The organism is Bradyrhizobium sp. 147, from assembly GCF_023073935.1.
GTDB lineage: Bacteria > Pseudomonadota > Alphaproteobacteria > Rhizobiales > Xanthobacteraceae > Bradyrhizobium.
This window is the reverse complement of sequence record NZ_JADPKL010000018.1, coordinates 1-17,894: the sequence shown is the minus strand read 5'-3', so window position 1 is coordinate 17,894 and position 17,894 is coordinate 1. Positions and strand designations below refer to the sequence as shown.

17 protein-coding genes and 2 pseudogenes are annotated in these 17,894 nt (G+C 64.7%); 9 read left to right on the top strand and 10 right to left on the bottom strand.

Features of this window, described 5'->3' with window-relative positions:
• The first annotated feature begins 19 nt into the window (after nucleotides 1-19).
• The 7 genes and pseudogenes from IVA87_RS04165 to IVA87_RS04135 all read left to right on the top strand — a co-directional run bounded on the left by IVA87_RS04165 (nucleotide 20) and on the right by IVA87_RS04135 (nucleotide 6,884).
• On the top strand, nucleotides 20-316 hold the full coding sequence (locus IVA87_RS04165; protein ID WP_247304996.1) for a hypothetical protein: 297 nt from the start codon (nucleotides 20-22) through the stop codon (nucleotides 314-316).
• A 9-nt stretch (nucleotides 317-325) separates the two neighbouring features.
• Nucleotides 326-1,765 carry a TolC family protein gene (locus tag IVA87_RS04160; protein ID WP_247332816.1) on the top strand — a complete coding sequence of 480 codons (1,440 nt, stop codon included), beginning with the start codon at nucleotides 326-328 and terminating at the stop codon, nucleotides 1,763-1,765.
• 13 nt (nucleotides 1,766-1,778) lie between these two features.
• Entirely contained in the window at nucleotides 1,779-3,125 is a 1,347-nt protein-coding gene (locus IVA87_RS04155; protein ID WP_247332815.1) for a copper oxidase, read from the top strand.
• A 20-nt stretch (nucleotides 3,126-3,145) separates the two neighbouring features.
• Nucleotides 3,146-3,600, top strand: a pseudogene (locus IVA87_RS04150) (cupredoxin family protein).
• Nucleotides 3,601-3,617: 17 nt separating this feature from the next.
• Nucleotides 3,618-3,917 (top strand): copper-binding protein, encoded by a 300-nt coding sequence (locus IVA87_RS04145; protein ID WP_247304986.1) that lies wholly within the window; start codon nucleotides 3,618-3,620, stop codon nucleotides 3,915-3,917.
• A gap of 331 nt (nucleotides 3,918-4,248) precedes the next feature.
• Entirely contained in the window at nucleotides 4,249-6,390 is a 2,142-nt protein-coding gene (gene flhA, locus IVA87_RS04140; protein WP_247304984.1) for a flagellar biosynthesis protein FlhA, read from the top strand.
• Between the two features lie 293 nt (nucleotides 6,391-6,683).
• Nucleotides 6,684-6,884 carry a hypothetical protein gene (locus tag IVA87_RS04135; RefSeq protein ID WP_247280847.1) on the top strand — a complete coding sequence of 67 codons (201 nt, stop codon included), beginning with the start codon at nucleotides 6,684-6,686 and terminating at the stop codon, nucleotides 6,882-6,884.
• Between the two features lie 202 nt (nucleotides 6,885-7,086).
• On the opposite strand, the gene IVA87_RS04130 is transcribed toward IVA87_RS04135, so the two are convergent.
• From IVA87_RS04130 to fliI, 6 genes are all read right to left on the bottom strand, one after another.
• Nucleotides 7,087-8,304 carry an NAD(P)/FAD-dependent oxidoreductase gene (locus tag IVA87_RS04130; RefSeq protein ID WP_247332814.1) on the bottom strand — a complete coding sequence of 406 codons (1,218 nt, stop codon included), beginning with the start codon at nucleotides 8,302-8,304 and terminating at the stop codon, nucleotides 7,087-7,089.
• 144 nt (nucleotides 8,305-8,448) lie between these two features.
• Nucleotides 8,449-9,408 carry an AraC family transcriptional regulator gene (locus tag IVA87_RS04125; protein ID WP_247304978.1) on the bottom strand — a complete coding sequence of 320 codons (960 nt, stop codon included), beginning with the start codon at nucleotides 9,406-9,408 and terminating at the stop codon, nucleotides 8,449-8,451.
• A gap of 253 nt (nucleotides 9,409-9,661) precedes the next feature.
• Nucleotides 9,662-10,702 (bottom strand): anti-sigma factor, encoded by a 1,041-nt coding sequence (locus IVA87_RS04120; RefSeq protein ID WP_247305627.1) that lies wholly within the window; start codon nucleotides 10,700-10,702, stop codon nucleotides 9,662-9,664.
• Between the two features lie 206 nt (nucleotides 10,703-10,908).
• The gene (locus tag IVA87_RS04115; RefSeq protein ID WP_247304976.1) at nucleotides 10,909-11,454 is read right to left on the bottom strand and encodes a sigma-70 family RNA polymerase sigma factor; all 546 of its coding nucleotides are present in this window, start codon (nucleotides 11,452-11,454) and stop codon (nucleotides 10,909-10,911) included.
• 175 nt (nucleotides 11,455-11,629) lie between these two features.
• Nucleotides 11,630-12,049, bottom strand: a complete 420-nt coding sequence (fliJ, locus tag IVA87_RS04110) for a flagellar export protein FliJ (RefSeq protein WP_011084990.1) — start codon at nucleotides 12,047-12,049, stop codon at nucleotides 11,630-11,632.
• Between the two features lie 121 nt (nucleotides 12,050-12,170).
• Nucleotides 12,171-13,496 carry a flagellar protein export ATPase FliI gene (gene fliI, locus IVA87_RS04105; protein WP_247304974.1) on the bottom strand — a complete coding sequence of 442 codons (1,326 nt, stop codon included), beginning with the start codon at nucleotides 13,494-13,496 and terminating at the stop codon, nucleotides 12,171-12,173.
• Between the two features lie 416 nt (nucleotides 13,497-13,912).
• Between fliI and IVA87_RS04100 the strand changes: the two genes are divergently transcribed.
• Both IVA87_RS04100 and IVA87_RS35275 read left to right on the top strand, forming a co-directional pair.
• The gene (locus IVA87_RS04100; RefSeq protein ID WP_016848562.1) at nucleotides 13,913-14,614 is read left to right on the top strand and encodes a response regulator transcription factor; all 702 of its coding nucleotides are present in this window, start codon (nucleotides 13,913-13,915) and stop codon (nucleotides 14,612-14,614) included.
• Nucleotides 14,615-14,787: 173 nt separating this feature from the next.
• A pseudogene (locus IVA87_RS35275) lies at nucleotides 14,788-14,973 on the top strand (DUF350 domain-containing protein); the annotation flags it as partial.
• 141 nt (nucleotides 14,974-15,114) lie between these two features.
• Here IVA87_RS35275 and IVA87_RS04090 read toward each other — a convergent pair.
• The 4 genes from IVA87_RS04090 to IVA87_RS04075 all read right to left on the bottom strand — a co-directional run.
• Complete coding sequence (locus IVA87_RS04090; RefSeq protein WP_247304968.1) at nucleotides 15,115-15,987, bottom strand: protein-glutamate O-methyltransferase CheR; 873 nt, start codon at nucleotides 15,985-15,987, stop codon at nucleotides 15,115-15,117.
• Nucleotides 15,984-17,171: a chemotaxis response regulator protein-glutamate methylesterase gene (locus IVA87_RS04085; protein ID WP_247304966.1), complete on the bottom strand. Its 1,188-nt coding sequence runs from the start codon at nucleotides 17,169-17,171 to the stop codon at nucleotides 15,984-15,986. Before IVA87_RS04085 ends, IVA87_RS04090 begins: the two co-directional genes overlap by 4 nt.
• 75 nt (nucleotides 17,172-17,246) lie before the next feature.
• Nucleotides 17,247-17,612 carry a response regulator gene (locus IVA87_RS04080; RefSeq protein WP_007600538.1) on the bottom strand — a complete coding sequence of 122 codons (366 nt, stop codon included), beginning with the start codon at nucleotides 17,610-17,612 and terminating at the stop codon, nucleotides 17,247-17,249.
• Nucleotides 17,613-17,684: 72 nt separating this feature from the next.
• A partial coding sequence (locus IVA87_RS04075) for a chemotaxis protein CheW (protein ID WP_247304965.1) occupies nucleotides 17,685-17,894 on the bottom strand: 210 nt, incomplete at its 5' end.

Below are 17,894 nucleotides of genomic sequence, written 5' to 3'. Positions count from 1 at the left end.
GACAGATCAGGGATAAATCATGCTTACGCTTTCCGGGGCGAAGTCCGCCGCAGCACTCGCTGCGCGTGGACGACACTTCCGATTCGATTGGCCGCTGCTGGCCTTGGCGCCGGTCTTGGCCGCATTGGCGTTGTCCGGCTGCATGCCGGCAACGATACCCGTCGCCAGTGCGGACCCTGCCGATCCCGCGGCCAAGGTCGCGCCTCTCGGCTATCGGTCGACGATCGCGCCCTACACGAGCCTGCGGCCTGCGGCGCCGGCCCCATGGCGCGGCCGCAACGACGCGGTCACACCGCAGCCAAAACAAGAGCAGTAGGAGCGCGCCATGATACATCATCTCGCGCGCCCCCTGCTTGTTCTCGCCGCGCTCGGTCTTTGCGCATCCGGTCTTGCCGGCTGTGCTGCGTTCTCGCCCGACAGCGGCATGACGACAGTCTCGGAGCTGACGAATCAGAGCATCAACAAGGACGTCGCCTTCGTGCGAACGACCGAGGGCGCCGGCGCGGTTGACGGGCGCGTGCGCCAATTGCTGTCGCGGACATTGACCGCAGATGCTGCCGTGCAGATTGCGCTGCTCAACAACAAGGGATTGCAAGCGGCCTATAACGAGCTGGCGCTCGCCGAGACCGATCTGGTCGAGCAGAGCCTGCCGCCCCATCCCGTGTTTTCGATCTCGCGGATCTCAGGCAAAGGCGCCAGCGAGATCGAGCGCCAGGTGGTCGGCGACATCCTTGCGCTCGCCACCCTGCCGTTCCGCTCCGACATCGCGCGCGACCGCTTTCGCCAGGCCCAGTTGCGCGCCGCACTGGCAACGCTGCGGCTCGCCGCTGACGTCCGCCGCGCTTATTGGCGCGCCGTTGCCGGCAGCGAGATGGTGGTGCTGCTGACCGACGCGAAAGCGACGGCGGAATCGACCGCACAGCTCGCGGTCAAGCTCGGTGAGACCGGCTCACTCAACAAGCTCGACCAAGCACGCGAGCAGGTGTTTTACGCCGAGACCACCGCCGACCTCGCCACCGCGCGGCAAACGACAGCAAGCGCCCGCGAAAGGCTCGCGCGCCTGATGGGGCTGTGGGACGGCGGCCTCGACTTCCGCCTGCCCAACCAATTGCCGCCGCTGCCGCGACGCCCGCACGCATTGCCCACGATCGAAGCCGACGCGGTCGCACATCGCATCGACTTGCAGATCGCGCGGCTGGAGCTGACAGCGCTGGCGAAGTCGCTGAACCTCACCGAGGCGACGCGCTTCGTCACCCTGCTCGATCTCGCCGGCATTTCCCGCCGCACCCGGGATCCGGAAGGCCCCCCGTTTCGCGAGCGCGGCTTCGACGTGCAGTTCCAGATTCCGCTCTTCGACGGCGGCGAGGTGCGCGTGCGGCAGGCGGCGGAGATCTACAATTTCGCCTTCAACCGCCTCACCGAGCGCGCCGTCAATGTGCGTTCGGAAGCACGCGACGCTTATCGCACCTATCGTTCCAGCTACGACATCGCCAGCCACTACCAGCGCGAGATCGTTCCTTTGCGAAAAATCATCACCGAGGAGATGCAGCTGCGCTTCTCCAGTATGCAGGTCGACATATTTGCGCTGCTCACCGAGGCACGACAGCGCCTCGCGTCGTTGCGCGCCGCCATCGACGCCAAGCAACGGTTCTTCCTCGCGCAGTCGGACTTGCAGACCGCCGTCAATGGCGGCGGCTCCCCTGCACCCGGCAGCGACAATCCAACCACCATCGCCGCGGCAGCGCCTCCCGATGGCGGCCACTGAGATGGAGGCCAGCATGTTTTCCCGCCGAGGATTTTTGGGCACTGCCGCGCTCGTCAGCGCCTCCGCGATTCAGGGCCGCGTCCAGGCCGCTTCGATTCCGGAGGCTGCGCATATGGACAAGGTGGTGATGCAGCCGCCGCTGCATCCGATCAGCGGCCCGGACTATCGTCCCGTGGTCACGCTGAACGGCTGGTCGCTGCCGTTCCGCATGAACGGCGACTGGAAGGAATTTCATCTCGTCGCCGAGCCCGTGGTGCGCGAATTCGCCGAAGGCATGAAGGTGAATTTGTGGGGCTATAACGGCCAGTCGCCGGGCCCGACCATCGAGGCCGTCGAGGGCGACAAGCTCCGCATCTTCGTCACCAACAAGCTGCCCGAATACACCACCGTGCATTGGCACGGCATGATCATTCCCAGCGGCATGGATGGTGTCGGCGGGCTGAACCAGCCGCATATTCAGCCGGGAAAAACCTTCGTCTACGAGTTCGAGATGAAGAAGAGCGGAACCTTCATGTATCACCCGCATTCCGACGAAATGGTGCAGATGGCGATGGGCATGATGGGCATGGTCGTCGTGCATCCGCGCGATTCGAGCTTCCGGCCCGTGGACCGCGACTTCGTCTTCGTGATGAGCACCTATCGCGTCGATCCCGGCACCTATCTGCCGCAGGTCAACGAGATGACCGACTTCAACATGTGGACCTGGAACGCACGGGTGTTTCCCGGCATTGATCCGCTGCCGGTCAGGCTCGGCGACAAGGTGCGCGTGCGCATCGGCAATCTCAGCATGACCAACCATCCGATCCATCTGCACGGCCACAGCTTTGCCGTGACCTGCACCGACGGCGGCTGGATTCCGGAGAGCGCGCAATATCCGGAGACGACGACGGACGTCCCGGTCGGCGCGGTGCGTGTGTTCGATGTGCTCGCGGACAATCCCGGCGATTGGGCGTTCCATTGCCACAAGTCGCACCACACCATGAATGCGATGGGCCACGACGTGCGCAACCTGATCGGCGTATCGCGCAAGGATCTCGCCAAGGCCGTCGGCAAGCTCGCGCCCGACAGCATGGCGATGGGCTCGATCGGCATGGCGATGGGCAACATGGAGATGCCCGCGCCCGACAACACGCTGCCGATGATGACCGGTACCGGCCAATTCGGGCCGATCGAGATGGGCGGAATGTTCACGGTGATGAAGATTCGCGAGGAGCTCGCACGCGACGACTATCGCGATCCCGGCCCCTACCAATTCCCGAAAGGTACCGTCGCCTATGAGGTCACGCCGCCGGCCGCAGAGCCGGCACGACAAAAAATCAGGCAGTCCGCCAATGAAGCACAAGATGTGAGCGTTCGATGAACCACCAACTGGAGACGACGATGAAGAAAACGATCAGGCTCGCCCTGGCGCTGACCGCGCTCTCGGCCGCGCCGGCTCTTGCCCACGACAAGCACGGGCACGGGACCTTTTCGGCTGGCGAGCCGGCAATCCCAACAAGCCCGCGCGCAGCATCGAGATTCTGATGAACGAGATGGACTACACACCCGCCAGGATCGAAGTCAAACGCGGCGAGCAGATTCGCTTCGTCCTGCGCAATGTCGGCAAGGAAGACCACGAATTCCTGCTCGCGACACCTAAGGAGAATCTCGCCCATGCGGTGGAGATGAAGAAGCATCCGCACATGGAGCACGACGATCCGAACGGGGTGCGTCTCGCCCCGAACAAGACGGCCGAGATCCTCTGGAAGTTCAGCAAGGCCGGCACGTTCGAATTTTCCTGTCTGATTCCCGACCACCGCGACTACGGCATGGTCGGCCACGTCACCGTGAAGTAGCGAAAAGGGAGACTGCCATGAACCGCATCATCCGTATCACTGCAGCGCTGGCGCTGACGTTAGGCGGTGCCACTGGAGCCCTGGCCGGCGCTGCCTCGATCAGCGGCGAGGTCAAGAAGATCGACGAGGGCGCCGGCAAGATCACCCTCAAGCACGGCCCCGCGAAAAGCCTCGGCATGGAGGAACCCATGACCATGGTCTACCGCGTCAAGGATCCCGCGATGCTGAAGCAGGTGAAGGTCGGCGACAGGGTGACCTTCGAGGCCGAGGAGGCCGCCTCGGGCTACTCGGTGACCAAGATGGAGAAGGCGAAGTAGTCTCCGGTGTCATTCCGGGGCGCCCGCAGGGCGAACCCGGAATCCATTCATCGACCGACTCCGCCGCACGATGGATTCCGGGTTCGCGCTTCGCGCGCCCCGGAATGACGGGCTCAATCACCCAAGCGCCCCTCTTCCTCCCCCTCCGTTAACCCTTTGCTAACCATACACCGGGCAAAAATTGCCGGGTGAAGTCGAGTGTCGTCAGCCGCGTAGAACGGGAGCCCCCGTGGACGCCAGTGCGGTGCCTCACTTTCGGAACGGCGGCCCCTCGGCCGCTGCGCAGACGTTTGGGGCGCGCGGACGGCAGTCGCGCGGGGAGGCAGCTACCATGGTTGATGTCACCGCTGGACAAGGCGTAGGCGGGGCAAGGCCCGGGATCCCCTCCGTCTCCGAGATCGTCAACGTCCTCAAGCGCGGCGACATCGCGCTGGCGCTCGGCATCCTCACCATCCTGGTGGTGCTGATCCTTCCCCTGCCCGCGATCGTGCTGGACCTGTTCCTGGCGATCTCGATCACGCTCTCGATCCTGATCCTGATGACGTCGCTGTTCATCCAGGCGCCGCTGGAATTCTCCGCCTTCCCGACCATCCTGCTGATCTCGACCATGCTGCGCCTGTCGCTCAACATGGCCTCGACCCGGCTGATCCTGTCGCACGGGCACGAGGGCACGGCTGCTGCCGGTCACGTCATCGAGGCCTTCGGCAGCTTCGTGATGGGCGGCAATTTCGTCATCGGCATCATCGTCTTCGCCATCCTGATCATCGTCAACTTCGTCGTCATCACCAAGGGTTCGGGCCGCATCGCCGAAGTCGCCGCGCGCTTCCACCTCGACGCCATGCCCGGCAAGCAGATGGCAATCGACGCCGATCTCTCCGCCGGCCTGATCGACGAGAAGGTCGCCAAGGAGCGACGCAAGGAACTGGAGGATGAGAGCGGCTTCTTCGGTGCCATGGACGGTGCCTCCAAGTTCGTGCGCGGCGATGCCATCGCCGGCCTGCTGATCGTCTTCATCAACGTGGTCGGCGGCATGATCATCGGCGTGGCGCAGCAGGGCATGTCCTTCGCCGACGCCGGCCGCAGCTACACGCTCCTGACCGTTGGTGACGGCCTCGTCACCCAGGTGCCGGCGCTGATCGTCTCGACCGCGGCCGGCCTGCTCGTCTCCAAGGCCGGCGTCTCCGGCGCCGCCGACAAGGCGTTGATGAAGCAGTTCTCCGGCTACCCGCAGGCGCTGGCCATGTCCTCGGCGGTGATGCTGGTGCTGGCGGCGCTGCCGGGCATTCCGACCCTTCCCTTCCTCGCGCTCGGCGCCGGCGCCGGCGCGCTCGCCTGGCAGGCGCGCACCAACAAGAGAATCAGCATCAAGGCCGAGGAAGCCGCCAAGGCCGCGCCTGCTCCGGGCACGCCGGGTGCGCCGGGCGCGGCTGCGGCCGAAGAGCCGATCTCGGCTGCGCTCAAGATCGACGACCTCAAGATCGAGCTCGGCTATGCCCTGCTGCCGCTGGTTAACGGCCCCGATGGCACCGACCGCCTCACCGAGCAGATCAAGGCGCTGCGCCGCTCGCTCGCGGTCGAAATGGGTTTCGTGATGCCGGCGGTGCGCATCCTCGACAACGTCCAGCTCGAGGCCAACACTTACATCATCAAGATCAAGGAGGTCGACGCCGGCAGCGGCAAGATCTGGCCGAACCAGTTCATGGTCATGGACCCCGGCGGCAGCCAGGTGCAGGTGCCCGGCATCCACACCACCGAGCCGACCTTCGGCCTGCCCGCGACCTGGGTCGACGCCAGCTTCAAGGAAGAGGCCTCGCTGAAGGGCTACACCGTGGTCGACGCCGCAACCGTGCTCTCGACCCACCTCACCGAGCTGCTCAAGGCCAACATGTCGGACCTGCTCTCTTATGGCGAGGTGCAGAAGCTGCTCAAGGAGCTGCCGAAGGAGCAGAGCGAGCTGGTCAAGGACATCGTGCCGGGACAGGTCACGGTCTCCGGCATCCAGCGCGTGCTGCAACTCCTGCTGGCCGAACGCATCTCGATCCGCGACCTCTCGACCATCCTCGAAGGCATCGCCGACTCGCTCGCCTTCTCACGCAATCCCGCGACCATGGTCGAGCATGTCCGCGCCCGGCTGGCGCGGCAGATCTGCGCGCAGAACACCTCCTACAACGGCTATTTGCCGCTGATCGCGCTGTCGGCACGCTGGGAACAGGCATTTGCCGAGTCGATCATCGGCCAGGGCGAAGAGCGCAGTCTTGCGATGCAGCCCTCGAAACTGTCGGAGTTCATGACCGCCGTGCGCGAGGCGTTCGAGCGCGCCGCCCGCGAAGGCGAGGCGCCGGTGCTGGTCACCTCTGCCGCAATTCGTCCCTTCGTCCGCTCCCTGGTGGAACGGTTCCGGGCACAGACCACCGTGCTGTCGCAGGCCGAAATCCACCCTAGAGCGAGGTTGAAAACAGTCGGAAGCATCTGATTTGGCTCAAGAAGCCGCGTGTTTTTTGGCCACATGCAAATGGTTTTTGAGTTTTTGGCGGCTTGCGGGCCAAAAGCCGAAAAGGCGCCTCACAGGCAATTACATTGTTGAAATAATTATATAATCGAACGACCAAAGATCGCTTTTGATCGCGACCTTTCACGTCCTGTCACGCTGTTGTGATGGCCTCTTGGGAACGAATCCTCCCAATACTAGGTTGTTGGGCACCGGAAGCATGAACCTGCCTGAATGGGCTGGCGACTACTTCGGGTAGATGGCGGCAGGAGGCTTCCATGAACCACTCGATCTACAGCGCAGACCGCGCGACCCATCTGAAGATTGTGGTCGTGGCCCTCGTCGCAGGGATCGTGGTGGCGGGCCTCGGCATCACGGCACGGACGGGTTCGGATGAAGGCCTGACCCAGAGCGCCCGCGTCATCAAGGCCGGCCAGCCGGTCGTGATTACCAGTTCGAACGCGTCCCTCGTTCGCTAAGGAGACCTGACGAGTTTTGTGAATTCACGCGGCTCTTTACCAGCCCCCCAAAGTCGCCACGTGGATATGTAGACGACCCCAACCCCAAGTCGACTACAGAAAGCGCCCGCCCCCCACGGGCGCTTTCTCATGTCTGGTGTATGTTGCGGAAAATGAATTCGGCGCGGATGTAGCCAGCGATACCGCGACAGTGCGCTTGGGGCTACCGCGCCCGGTACGTCGGCGGCGGCGTCTGCACCGTCGGCGCCGCGGCAGCGAAGAGCTCGTCCCTGCTGCCTGTGAGCGGCGGATAGATGCGCCTGCGGTTGATCGTCTCCTTGGTCACTTTCGCGGCCGCGCCGGTGGCGCGCACCTCACGATTCCAGCCTTCCGTGTAGAGCGCGCCCCAGGTGCCGAGATCGAGCACGGTCACGTACCAGTCGATCCGCAGCGGCAGCATCGGCAGACCGGCGAGATCAGCCACCACGTTGTGACCGGCGAAGCGGCCCATGGGCCGCGCGAACTGACAGGACATCACGGTCGGATGCAGCCCGTCGATCACGCTCGAGGCAACGTCGCCGGCCGCGAACACACCGCCGACATCCGCAACCCGCATGAAAGGATCAACCAGGATGCGCCCGAGGCGATCGCGCGCGTCCGGAAAGCTCGCCGCCAAGGGGCTTGCACGGAGCCCGGCACACCAAATCACCGTCTGCGCCGAAATGAACTCGCCCGAACTCAGGCGCATGCCGGCAGCCTCGACCGAGACAACGCGCATACCAAGCCGCATCTCGACATCGAGCGAGGCCAAGGCCGTCTCGATCACGGGACGCGCCTGCGCGCCGATGGTGGCGCCGACCGCTGGATTGGGATCGACGAGGACGATGCGGCGGCTGCCGCTGATGCCCGCACGCGTTAGCTTCGCGGGCATCTCGGCCGCGACCTCGATGCCGGTGAAGCCGGCGCCAACCACTACCACCGTCGAACGCCCCGGCGCCGGCACGCTGCGTCCAAGCGAGACGAGATGATCCTCGAGGCGGAGCGCCGCGGCATAGGTATCGACGTCGAAAGCGTGCTCGGCAAGGCCTGGAATGTCGGGACGCATCACCTCGCTGCCGAGCGCCAGCACGAGGCGGTCATAGTTCAACCTCTCCTCACCGCCGCTCGTGACCAGCGAGATTTCACGTCGGTTCGGATCGATGGCTTCAACTTCGCCGATGCTGTGGCTGACGCCGATCGGATCGAGCAGTTGCGGCAGCGGTAGCGCGACCTCGCCGAGGTCGGCCTCGTAATTGCGGACGCGGACGTTGTGATAGGGATTGCGGTCGACGAGGCGGATCTCGATGTCGCTGTTCGCGCCGATCTCGTCGCGCTTGCGCGCAGCGCCGATGGCCGCCCACAGACCTGCAAACCCGGCGCCGAGCACGACGATACGCGCCATGTCCGCCTACTGCGCTTTCCCAACGGTCGATACGAGCGACCGACATGCGGATCGAGCGATCCGCCGCAGCCAGATATAGCTCATTCCGCCGCCTGGACCAACTGCGGCAGCATTGACGCGCCGGACAAGATTGCACAGCCCGGATCACGCCTTGCGCAGTTCCGACGGCGTCGCGCCGAAGCGCTTGCGGAAGGCGCGATTGAAATAGGACAGATCGGAAAAGCCCGAGGAATGTGCGATGTCGCTGATCTTGCGCGTCCTGGCGCGGGGATCGCCGAGCAGCTTGCGCGCCTGGAGCAGGCGCTGCTCCAGCACGAATTCGGTGAAGGTCGTGCCGGCCTGCTCGAACAGGCGCTGCGCCTGGCGCGGGCTGAGGCCCGAGCGCGTCGCGATCTCGGACAGGCAGAGATCGTTGCGGCCCAGCGCCGCCATCACGTCGGCGCGCATGAGATCGAGACGGGCCGCCGCATGCCCGCGTCCGCGCGCAAGGCTGGCATGCTCGGCGTCGGTCCCGAGCAGAAGGCCGACGAGGTCGATCATGTGCTGCGCGGTCAGACGCTGCCCGACCGCATCGAGATGCGGCGCCTGATTGGCGGCGAGCGCATGGTAGCGGAAGATGGTCTCGGCGACCGCGCCGTCGGAGAGCACCTGCGACAGCTTCTCCTCTGCGCGCGGATTGATGTCGAGCAGCGCGCGGCGCGGCATGCGGATGGTGGTGAAGCGCTCCTCGTCGGTGTGGCCGACGGTGCCGGTGATGCTCATGTCGACGAGCACCATCTGCGCCGGCGCGAGTTCGACGGTGTGACCGTTCTGCCCGACGCGGACGCGGCCCGCGTGTCCGACAATCAGGACGAGATCGTCGCTGCCGTCGGCGAGGTGGCTCTGCCTACGTGAATATTGTGCGGAAGCGCCTTCGGGAATGGCGAGCGCGATGTTGTCGACGACGCTGACCTGGAGCCGGCAGTCGATGCTGTCGCCCCGGCTCGGCCCAATATCGAGGCCGCAGCACCCGAAGACCCGCTCGCGCCAGTGCTCGAACTCCGGACCGTGCGGCAGCCCCGCATATTGGTGAATGAAGATGCCGGGAGCCTTCACTGCATCCATCTGATTTTCTCGCCCTCTCCGGCATCGCGCTCGGCGGCGCCGCTGCAAATTCCGGGCATTTGACGCCGCCAAGTGCAGCTAGGTTCAAATCGGACGCGGGATTCGGCGGGACTTGTCGGATTACGACGACGGGATGGACCGTGGCGACAGGTTCTGCTGGTAGCTCGAAGCAGAGCGGAATGCCGAACGATGGTCCGGATTGCGCTCCATCCGGGCCACGACGCTTTTGGCCAGGACGATATGAAATGTTGGGCTACTTCGCCGGCTGCGCCGGCGGCACGGTCTCGATCAGCTTGCCGGAAAACACCGGTGCCGAGGTCGGCTGGCCGTTGGGCGAACCGCCGGCCTGCTCGACCGTGACGGCGTAAGTCGCGCCGTTGACGACGTCGGAATCGTAGGACGCGAGCAGCGGACGCGCGGTGAAATCGCTAGCGCCGATCACGCCGAGCGAACGCGGCCGGGGCAGCTTGTCGGAGATCAGCCAGAGCTCGAAGCTCTTGCCGGGCTCCGGGGTCGCGCCGACCTTGCGGACCGTGAAATTCCGCGTCGCGCCGTCGACGGTGAGAATGAAGGCGGGGCCGCCGCCCTGGCCCTGCAGCAGCGCGACATATTGCGCGGAGGCGGCGAGCGGCGCGGCCGGCGTCTTCACTTCCACGGTCTGGATGCGCGGCGCGGGACGCAAGGTAGCCGGCAACGCATCAGGGAGGAATATCTGGAGCGACAGCGTCACGAGCAGCGCGGCCGCAAGCGCGCCGACGGCGGATGCGATGTTGCGCCAGCGCTTCACGCGCCCCTCGAGACGGATCACATTGCCGTCCTCGACGACCGGCGCCTGCGGCGCGCGGCCGACGTTGAGATCCGGAGCATGGACCTGCGGCATGAACTGCGGCGCGATCTCCGGAATAGCGTCGGGCTCGGCACGCGATGTCTGCGGCTGCTCCGCTTCGGGATGCTGCGGCTCCGGGGACTGCACGCCGGCCGTCGACGATTCCGACGAGGCAATGTCCAGCGAAGGCAATTCCGGTATGGGTGGCGGTGCAGCCTCGACATGCGGCTCCTGCGCAAGGGTCGTGCGCGCGATCTCGGACCTGATGTTCTCCCACACGATCGGACGCGGCTCGACCAAGCCGACCATCTGGTTGAGCGCGCCGAGCCGGAACGCCCAGGCCTGCACGACATCGGCGAACGCCTTGTCCACCGCCATCATGGTCTCGACCTGCGCGCGCTCGTCGGCGTCGAGCGTACCGAGCGCATATTCCGCGGCGAGCGCGATATGGTCCTCACTATAGGCCATCACGTCCCTTCACCTCTCCCGGAGGGAGAGGTCGATTTGCACAGGACGATGCGAAGCATCCTCGCATGCAAATCGGGTGAGGGGTTCAGGTGCCGTGAAAGAGCGTAAGCCCTCACCCGGATTGCATCTTGCGATGCAATCCGACCTCTCCCTCCGGGAGAGGTGAAGCAAGAAGGCTGCGCCAGCATACACACTCTCATCATCCACTAAAGTCCGAGGCACTCCCGGATATCCAGCATGCTGCGCCGCAGCCACGTCTTCACCGTGTTGACGGGCGCAACGAATTTCTCCGCCAATTGCTCGCGGCTCCAGCCGTTGTAATAGGCCAGAAGCACGAGCCGCTGGCGGTCCGGCTCGAGCCGGCCGATACATTCCAGGAGCCGTTTCAACTCCTCGGTCATCTCCCTCCGCGCCAGCGGATCAGGACTGTCGGCCGCCACCTCCATCGCCTGAGGCTCTTCCTCGATGGAGACTTCCGACTTCTTGCGAACAACGTCGATCGCACGGTTGCGGGCGATCGACGCCATCCACGTGATCGGCGAGGACATGGCCGCATTGAACTGGCCGGCGCTGTTCCAGATCTTGACGTAGGTCTCCTGAATGACCTCCTCTGCGAGATCCTGCCGGCGCAAGATACGGAGCACGACGCCATAAAGTTTCGCGCGCGTGGCGACGTAGAGCCGCTCGAACGCGGCCTGATCGCCCTTTGCCACCGCCTCAATCAGCCCGACCAGCTCTGCTGGCGTCAGCATTCAGCCCCCCACCGCCCGTCGCTTTCCGCGCAAGCCCAGGCACGTCGCTACCATAGCGCGCGACAAACCTGACCACCAAGAGGCGCGGCGCCTCCACTGTGGACAGCAAATATGAAAACCCGGACCTTGCGGTCCGGGTTTGGCAGATTTCTCGGCGGTCGGGCTGCTGGCGCCGTTAGGCGACGGCGCCGATGCGGGCGCGCATCAGGCCGATGCTGTCGAGATCGGCCTGCTCGCGGGCGTTCTCTTCGGCGCGCTCGCGGGCCTGGTCACGCTCGTCGAGGAGCTCGACCTTCTTCAACTCCTCGAAGGCTTCGGCCAATGCGGCCTTGGCTTCGTCGAGCTGGCCCTTGAGCTCGTCGGCCGAGCGGGTCAGGTTCTCGCGACGCTGGATCGCGGCCTTGGCATAGGTCGGGTAGGCGAAGTGCGAGGGATCGTTGATCCCGGCGCGCTCCTGCTCGGTCTGGATCTCGCGCTCGAGATCAACCGACATCCGCTGGAAGTCGGCGATCATGGTCTCGATCTGGGTGACCCGGCGGCGCTTCTCGTCGACCTGAAATTTCTTCAGGCGAATGAGGGTATCACGTGACTTCATCGACTCGTACTCCCCAGAAGTCCCCTCGCTGCACGTGGGACGGCACCGGTCTCCCCACAGGCCCGATTGCGGCCAAGACCGGCTCTGCTACTCTGTGGGATCGGATGATGACCTGACAAAGTTAGCGTTCCGTTTCCAAATCACCCAGGATTTGCGCCAACTGGCGATAGCCGCCCGCGAGTGATGCATTTTCGTCCTTGCGCTGGCGCAGGAAGGCCTCGAGCGGCTCGTGCAGGCGGATCGCTTCGTCGACCTCAGGGCTGGAGCCGGCCCGGTAGGCGCCGAGCCGGATCAATTCCTCCATGTCGGCATAGGTCGCCATCACCTGCCGTGCCCGCTGGATGGTCGGCCAGAATTGCGGATCGGCCGATTTCGGCATGGTGCGGGAGACGGATTTGAGGATGTTGATGGCGGGGTAGCGACCGCGCTCAGCGATCGAGCGCTGCATCACGATATGGCCATCGAGGATGCCGCGGACGGCGTCCGCAATCGGTTCATTATGATCGTCGCCGTCGACCAGCACCGTGAAGATCGCGGTGATGGCGCCCTCCCCCAGGCCGGGTCCGGCGCGCTCCAGGAGTTTGGGCAATTCGGTGAACACGGTCGGCGTGTAGCCCTTGGCAGTCGGCGGCTCGCCAGCGGATAGACCAATCTCGCGCTGGGCCATGGCAAAGCGCGTCACCGAGTCCATCAGGCAGAGCACGTCCTTGTCCTCGTCGCGAAAATACTCAGCGACCGCGAGCGTCAGATATGCCGCCTGGCGGCGCATAAGCGCGGGCTCGTCCGAGGTCGCCACCACCACCACGGAGCGCGCAAGGCCCTCCTCGCCGAGATCATCCTGCAAGAATTCCTGCACCTCGCGGCCGCGTTCGCCGATCAGGCCGATGACGCTGACATCGGCATCGACGTTGCGCGCCAGCATCGACAGCAGCACCGACTTGCCGACGCCGGAGCCCGCGAAGATACCCATGCGTTGGCCCCGGCAGCAGGTGAGAAAGGTGTTCATCGCGCGCACGCCGAGATCGAGCGGGGCACCGACGCGCTTGCGTGAATGCGCGGGCGGCGGCGTATTGCGGAACGGCATCGGCGAGGAACCTTGCGGCAGGGGCCCCTTGCCGTCGATCGGCTCGCCCAGCGCATTGACGACACGGCCGAGCCAGGCCGCCGACGGCCGCACTTGATTGGCGGCATTGGCGATGACCGCCTTGCACCCGCGGCGCACGCCATCGAGGCCGGCGAACGGCATCACCACGGCATTGTTGCCGGAGAAGCCGATCACCTCGCAGGGGATCGAACGGTTGGCACCGGTCTCGATCACCAGCCGCGCACCCACCGACATTGCGTGAATGGGACCGGCCACCTCGACCATGAGGCCGCGCACGCCGACTACACGGCCATAGATGTTGACGCCGTCGATGTCGCCGATCTGTTCGGCCAAAGCCTTCATAGGTGGGCCTTCATTAAGTGCGCGCCTTCGTCATCCGGGGGCCTCAAGGTGAAAACCTTAAGTTTCGCCATATTTCTGAACGGCGCTTAACTTCGTGTTTACCCGCATCATTAATCATTGCGTCACTGTCTTTGAGACTGAGCGTGACTTCCCTTCAGAAGAAGGCTGAGTCGCGGGAGTCGGTTAGGCCCGCCTCTTAAAGTGGAGCTTGAACAGAACCGGGTGACGAAAGCTGCTTCGCACGCAAGACCTTAGGGCGATTCGACAAAAATTGCACCGGGGGGACTTGCGTTCCAGAATCAGAGTTTGTTAACCATCTGTTGTCAGGATCCGAATCAGTTGTTCAAAGGCGTTTTGTTGAGTGCCGCGAATGCGGCCGACCTGACGCCCAGGAGCGGCGACTATGGGGAACTGGCATGCGCGTTTTGCTGATTGAAGATGACAGCGCCGTCGCGCAGTCGATCGAGCTGATGTTGAAGTCGGAGAGCTTCAACGTTTACACGACCGATTTGGGGGAAGAAGGCGTCGATCTCGGTAAACTATACGATTACGACATTATTCTCCTCGACCTCAATCTGCCCGACATGTCCGGCTACGACGTGCTCAAGCAGCTCCGGGTCTCCAAGATCAAGACACCGATTCTGATCCTCTCCGGCCTCGCCGGCATCGAGGACAAGGTCAAGGGTCTCGGCGTCGGCGCCGACGACTACATGACCAAGCCCTTCCACAAGGACGAGCTGGTGGCCCGCATCCACGCGATCGTGCGCCGCTCCAAGGGCCATGCCCAGTCGGTCATCCAGACCGGCGACCTCGTCGTCAACCTCGACACCAAGACGGTGGAAGTCGGCGGCCAGCGCGTGCATCTGACCGGCAAGGAATATCAGATGCTGGAGCTCCTCAGCTTGCGCAAGGGCACGACCCTCACCAAGGAAATGTTCCTCAACCACCTCTATGGCGGCATGGACGAGCCGGAGCTGAAGATCATCGACGTCTTCATCTGCAAGCTCCGCAAGAAGCTCGCCAACGCCTCCGAGGGACGCAACTTCATCGAGACGGTGTGGGGCCGCGGCTACGTGCTGCGCGAGCCGCACGAGGCCGACGAGCGCATCCCGGCCTGATCCTGGGTTTACGTCGCGCGCCCTCGGGCTCGCTCCTTCCAGCCTGGACCCCGCCGCAAATGGCGGGGTTTTGTTTTTGGGGTCGCCAACGCCGCCTCATCGTCCTCCCGCCATTGAACCGCTATCCTTTCCCCGCCGACGAATGGTCGCTGCACGATGGGGGAACGATCATCCTGCTCGGCTTCGTGGCACCGCTGGTCAGCGCCATCGCCCATTCGGCCAATGTGCTGGATTGCGTGATCTGGGCGACGATCGCACTGGTCGTGCAGGTCATCGTGTTCTTCCTCGTGAAGGTCCCGGTGCCGAACCTGTCGGCGCGGATCTCTGCCGGCGAGTTTGCCCCGGCGATCTGGCTTGGCTCACGAGCCGTGTGGCTCTCGATCCGAGAAGACGAGAGCCCGATCACGGGCAACCGCTCGCGGTTTCTACCACATGCGATTTTGTGAGGCGTGTCGTTCCGGGCTCGGCGCTATCGCGCCGCCCCGGAATGACAGATGAGATCACCGCGCCGCAGCCACCTTCAACGACGGCGGCATCAATCCGCCCATGGGGCGGCCGGAGCGCAAGGGGTTGAGCTGGTAGAGACCGCCGCGATCGGCGATGGGGCGGAACGCATCGGAGATGCCGATGACGGATTCGGCGGCGCCAAGCAGCAGCGTGCCATCGGCCGCCATGCCCTTCGCCATCCGCTCGAAGATCACCGCCTTGGTGTCCTGGTCGAAATAGATCAGCACGTTACGGCAGAAGATCACGTCGAACGTGCCGAGATGGGAGAAGTCCTGCAACAGATTGAGCTGGCGGAACTGCACCATCGATCGAATGTCAGGATTGAGCTGCCAGACGTCCCCGACTTGCGTGAAGTGTTTCACGAGGAGCTGAATCGGCAGGCCGCGCTGCACCTCGAACTGGCTGTAGATGCCGGCCTTGGATTTCTCCAGCACCTCCTGCGACAGATCGGTGGCGACGATCTCGATACGCCAGCCGGCGAGCGCAGCACCCATGTCCTTCAGGCACATCGCGATCGAATAGGGCTCCTGCCCCGTCGACGATGCCGCCGACCAGATCCGGAGTGACCTGCGCGCCGCGCGCCTCTCGACCAGACCTGGAATGATCGTCTCGCGCAAATGGTCGAACGGAATCTTGTCGCGGAAGAAGAAGGTCTCGTTGGTGGTCATGGCTTCGACCACGTCGGTCGCGAGCCGGCCGTCACCATTTCTGATCTTCAATACGAGATCGGCAATGCCCGAGAGGCTCGACTTGCGGGCCAGCGGCAGCAGCCGGCTCTCGACCAGATATTGCTTGTCGGCCGACAGGTCGAGACCGGAGCGCTCCTTCAGGAACTTGCGCAAATATTCGTAGTCTACCGGCGTCACGAGCGGTCCCCCGCAAACAGACGATTGACCTTGGCGCCGATCTGGTTCAGCGGCAGGATCGCCGCGCAGATGCCGGCATTGGCGGCCGCGCCCGGCATGCCCCAGACGACGCTGGAAGCCTCGTCCTGCGCGATGACACTGCCGCCGGCAGCGACGATGTCCTTGCCGCCGCGCATGCCGTCGGCGCCCATGCCCGTCAGGATCACGGACAGGATGCCGCCGTGCCAGATGTCGATGGCGGAGGTGAAGAGCGGATCAACCGCAGGCTTGCAGAAATTGACGGCGGGGCCGTCGTCGAGCGCGATCACAGCGTCGGTGCCGCTGCGCACGACGCGCATGTGCTTGCCGCCGGGCGCCAGGTAAATCCGTCCCCGCTTCACCGGCTCGCCGTCGATCGCCTCGGCCGCCGGCTTGCGGCTCGAACGCGCCAGATGCTCGGCAAGAATGGTGGTGAAGGTCGGCGGCATGTGCTGGGTGATCAGCACCGGGACGCGATCGATCACCGGGCCGAGCTCGGTGACGAGCGCCATCAGCGCCTGCGGACCGCCGGTTGAGGAGCCGATCAGCAGCACCTTTGGCGCCTGGGTCGAGAACGGGCGCGTGGCCGGCGCTCCCGCCGACGGCGCGGCCGAAGCCGGCGCGGCGGGCCGCGCGACGGCCGGTGCACGTACAACCGGCGCGGGGCTCGCGGGCGCCAGCGGCGGGCTCGCAACCGTGGACCTCCTGCGCAGGCGCGCGCCAAGGTGGCGGATCTTCTGGACCAAATCGTGGTGGAAGATGTCCGCGGCCGACGCCTCGCGCGTCGATTCCGGCTTCGGAATGTAGTCGGCCGCGCCGAGCGACAACGCCTTGAAGCTGATCTCCGCGTTACGGCGGGTCAGCGTCGAGGCCATGATGATGACCAGATCGCGCTTCTTCGCCAGCAGTTGCGGCAGCGCCGAGAGGCCGTCGAGCTCGGGCATTTCGATGTCGAGCACGGCGACATCGGGGTTGATGCGTTCGATCTGGTTGACCGCCTCGAGCCCGGTGCGCAGCGAGGCCGCAACCTCCATGTCGTGCTCGGCACCGACCCAGCGCGAGATCAGACCGCGAATGACGACGGAATCGTCGACGATCATGACCCGCAACGGCCCGGCCTCGCGCGACGAGCCCGTGGTCGAATTACCTGCGAACGCAACACTCATTACTCACCAACTCAGACTGAAACGGTTCAGTTGAAAACAAGCGCCGAAGGATCCGTTCAGCCTCCGGACGGTCGCTCAGATAAGGCCGACTTCCTGGAATTTCGCCGTCACGATGTCCTTGTCGAAGGGCTTCATGATGTACTCGTTGGCGCCGGCGTGCAGCGCGCGCGCGATGTGCGCGACGTCGTTCTCGGTGGTGCAGAACACCACCTTGGGCTGGTCGCCGCCGGGCATGCGCCTGAGATGGCCGAGGAACTCGTAGCCGTCCATGACGGGCATGTTCCAGTCGAGCAGCACCGCATCGGGCAAGCCGCGCTTGCAGGCTTCCAGCGCCTTCTCACCGTCTTCGGCTTCGAGGATCTGGAAGTCGAGGCCCTCCAGGATCCGGCGCGCAACCTTGCGGATGACGCTGGAATCATCAACGACGAGACAAGTTCGCATGTGAACCTCTGCTTCCTTCCCCTTTGCCGGGGCGCTTTCAGTTGCAGGCCCGATGACGGCGATGCCGCCGTATCAGGCTGCCATCATCTCGGGCGCGAGCTCGAGGACGCGATCGACGTCGAGGACGACCATGAGCTGGCCGTCGAGGCGGTGGACGCCGCCGGCGAGCTTGGCCATGCGGGAGTCGAGGTTGACGGGGTTGTCTTCCTTGCCGTCCTCGGGCAGGCGCAGCACCTCGCCGATCTGGTCGATGAGCAGGCCGTAGGATTCGCCGCGCAGGTC

Coding starts and splice junctions, on each gene's coding strand:
- IVA87_RS04165 (WP_247304996.1), top strand. CDS start 20: ATGCTTACGCTTTCCGGGGCGAAGTCCGCCGCAGCACTCGCTGCGCGT.
- IVA87_RS04160 (WP_247332816.1), top strand. CDS start 326: ATGATACATCATCTCGCGCGCCCCCTGCTTGTTCTCGCCGCGCTCGGT.
- IVA87_RS04155 (WP_247332815.1), top strand. CDS start 1,779: ATGTTTTCCCGCCGAGGATTTTTGGGCACTGCCGCGCTCGTCAGCGCC.
- IVA87_RS04145 (WP_247304986.1), top strand. CDS start 3,618: ATGAACCGCATCATCCGTATCACTGCAGCGCTGGCGCTGACGTTAGGC.
- flhA (WP_247304984.1), top strand. CDS start 4,249: ATGGTTGATGTCACCGCTGGACAAGGCGTAGGCGGGGCAAGGCCCGGG.
- IVA87_RS04135 (WP_247280847.1), top strand. CDS start 6,684: ATGAACCACTCGATCTACAGCGCAGACCGCGCGACCCATCTGAAGATT.
- IVA87_RS04130 (WP_247332814.1), bottom strand. CDS start 8,304: ATGGCGCGTATCGTCGTGCTCGGCGCCGGGTTTGCAGGTCTGTGGGCG.
- IVA87_RS04125 (WP_247304978.1), bottom strand. CDS start 9,408: ATGGATGCAGTGAAGGCTCCCGGCATCTTCATTCACCAATATGCGGGG.
- IVA87_RS04120 (WP_247305627.1), bottom strand. CDS start 10,702: ATGGCCTATAGTGAGGACCATATCGCGCTCGCCGCGGAATATGCGCTC.
- IVA87_RS04115 (WP_247304976.1), bottom strand. CDS start 11,454: ATGCTGACGCCAGCAGAGCTGGTCGGGCTGATTGAGGCGGTGGCAAAG.
- fliJ (WP_011084990.1), bottom strand. CDS start 12,049: ATGAAGTCACGTGATACCCTCATTCGCCTGAAGAAATTTCAGGTCGAC.
- fliI (WP_247304974.1), bottom strand. CDS start 13,496: ATGAAGGCTTTGGCCGAACAGATCGGCGACATCGACGGCGTCAACATC.
- IVA87_RS04100 (WP_016848562.1), top strand. CDS start 13,913: ATGCGCGTTTTGCTGATTGAAGATGACAGCGCCGTCGCGCAGTCGATC.
- IVA87_RS04085 (WP_247304966.1), bottom strand. CDS start 17,171: ATGAGTGTTGCGTTCGCAGGTAATTCGACCACGGGCTCGTCGCGCGAG.
- IVA87_RS04080 (WP_007600538.1), bottom strand. CDS start 17,612: ATGCGAACTTGTCTCGTCGTTGATGATTCCAGCGTCATCCGCAAGGTT.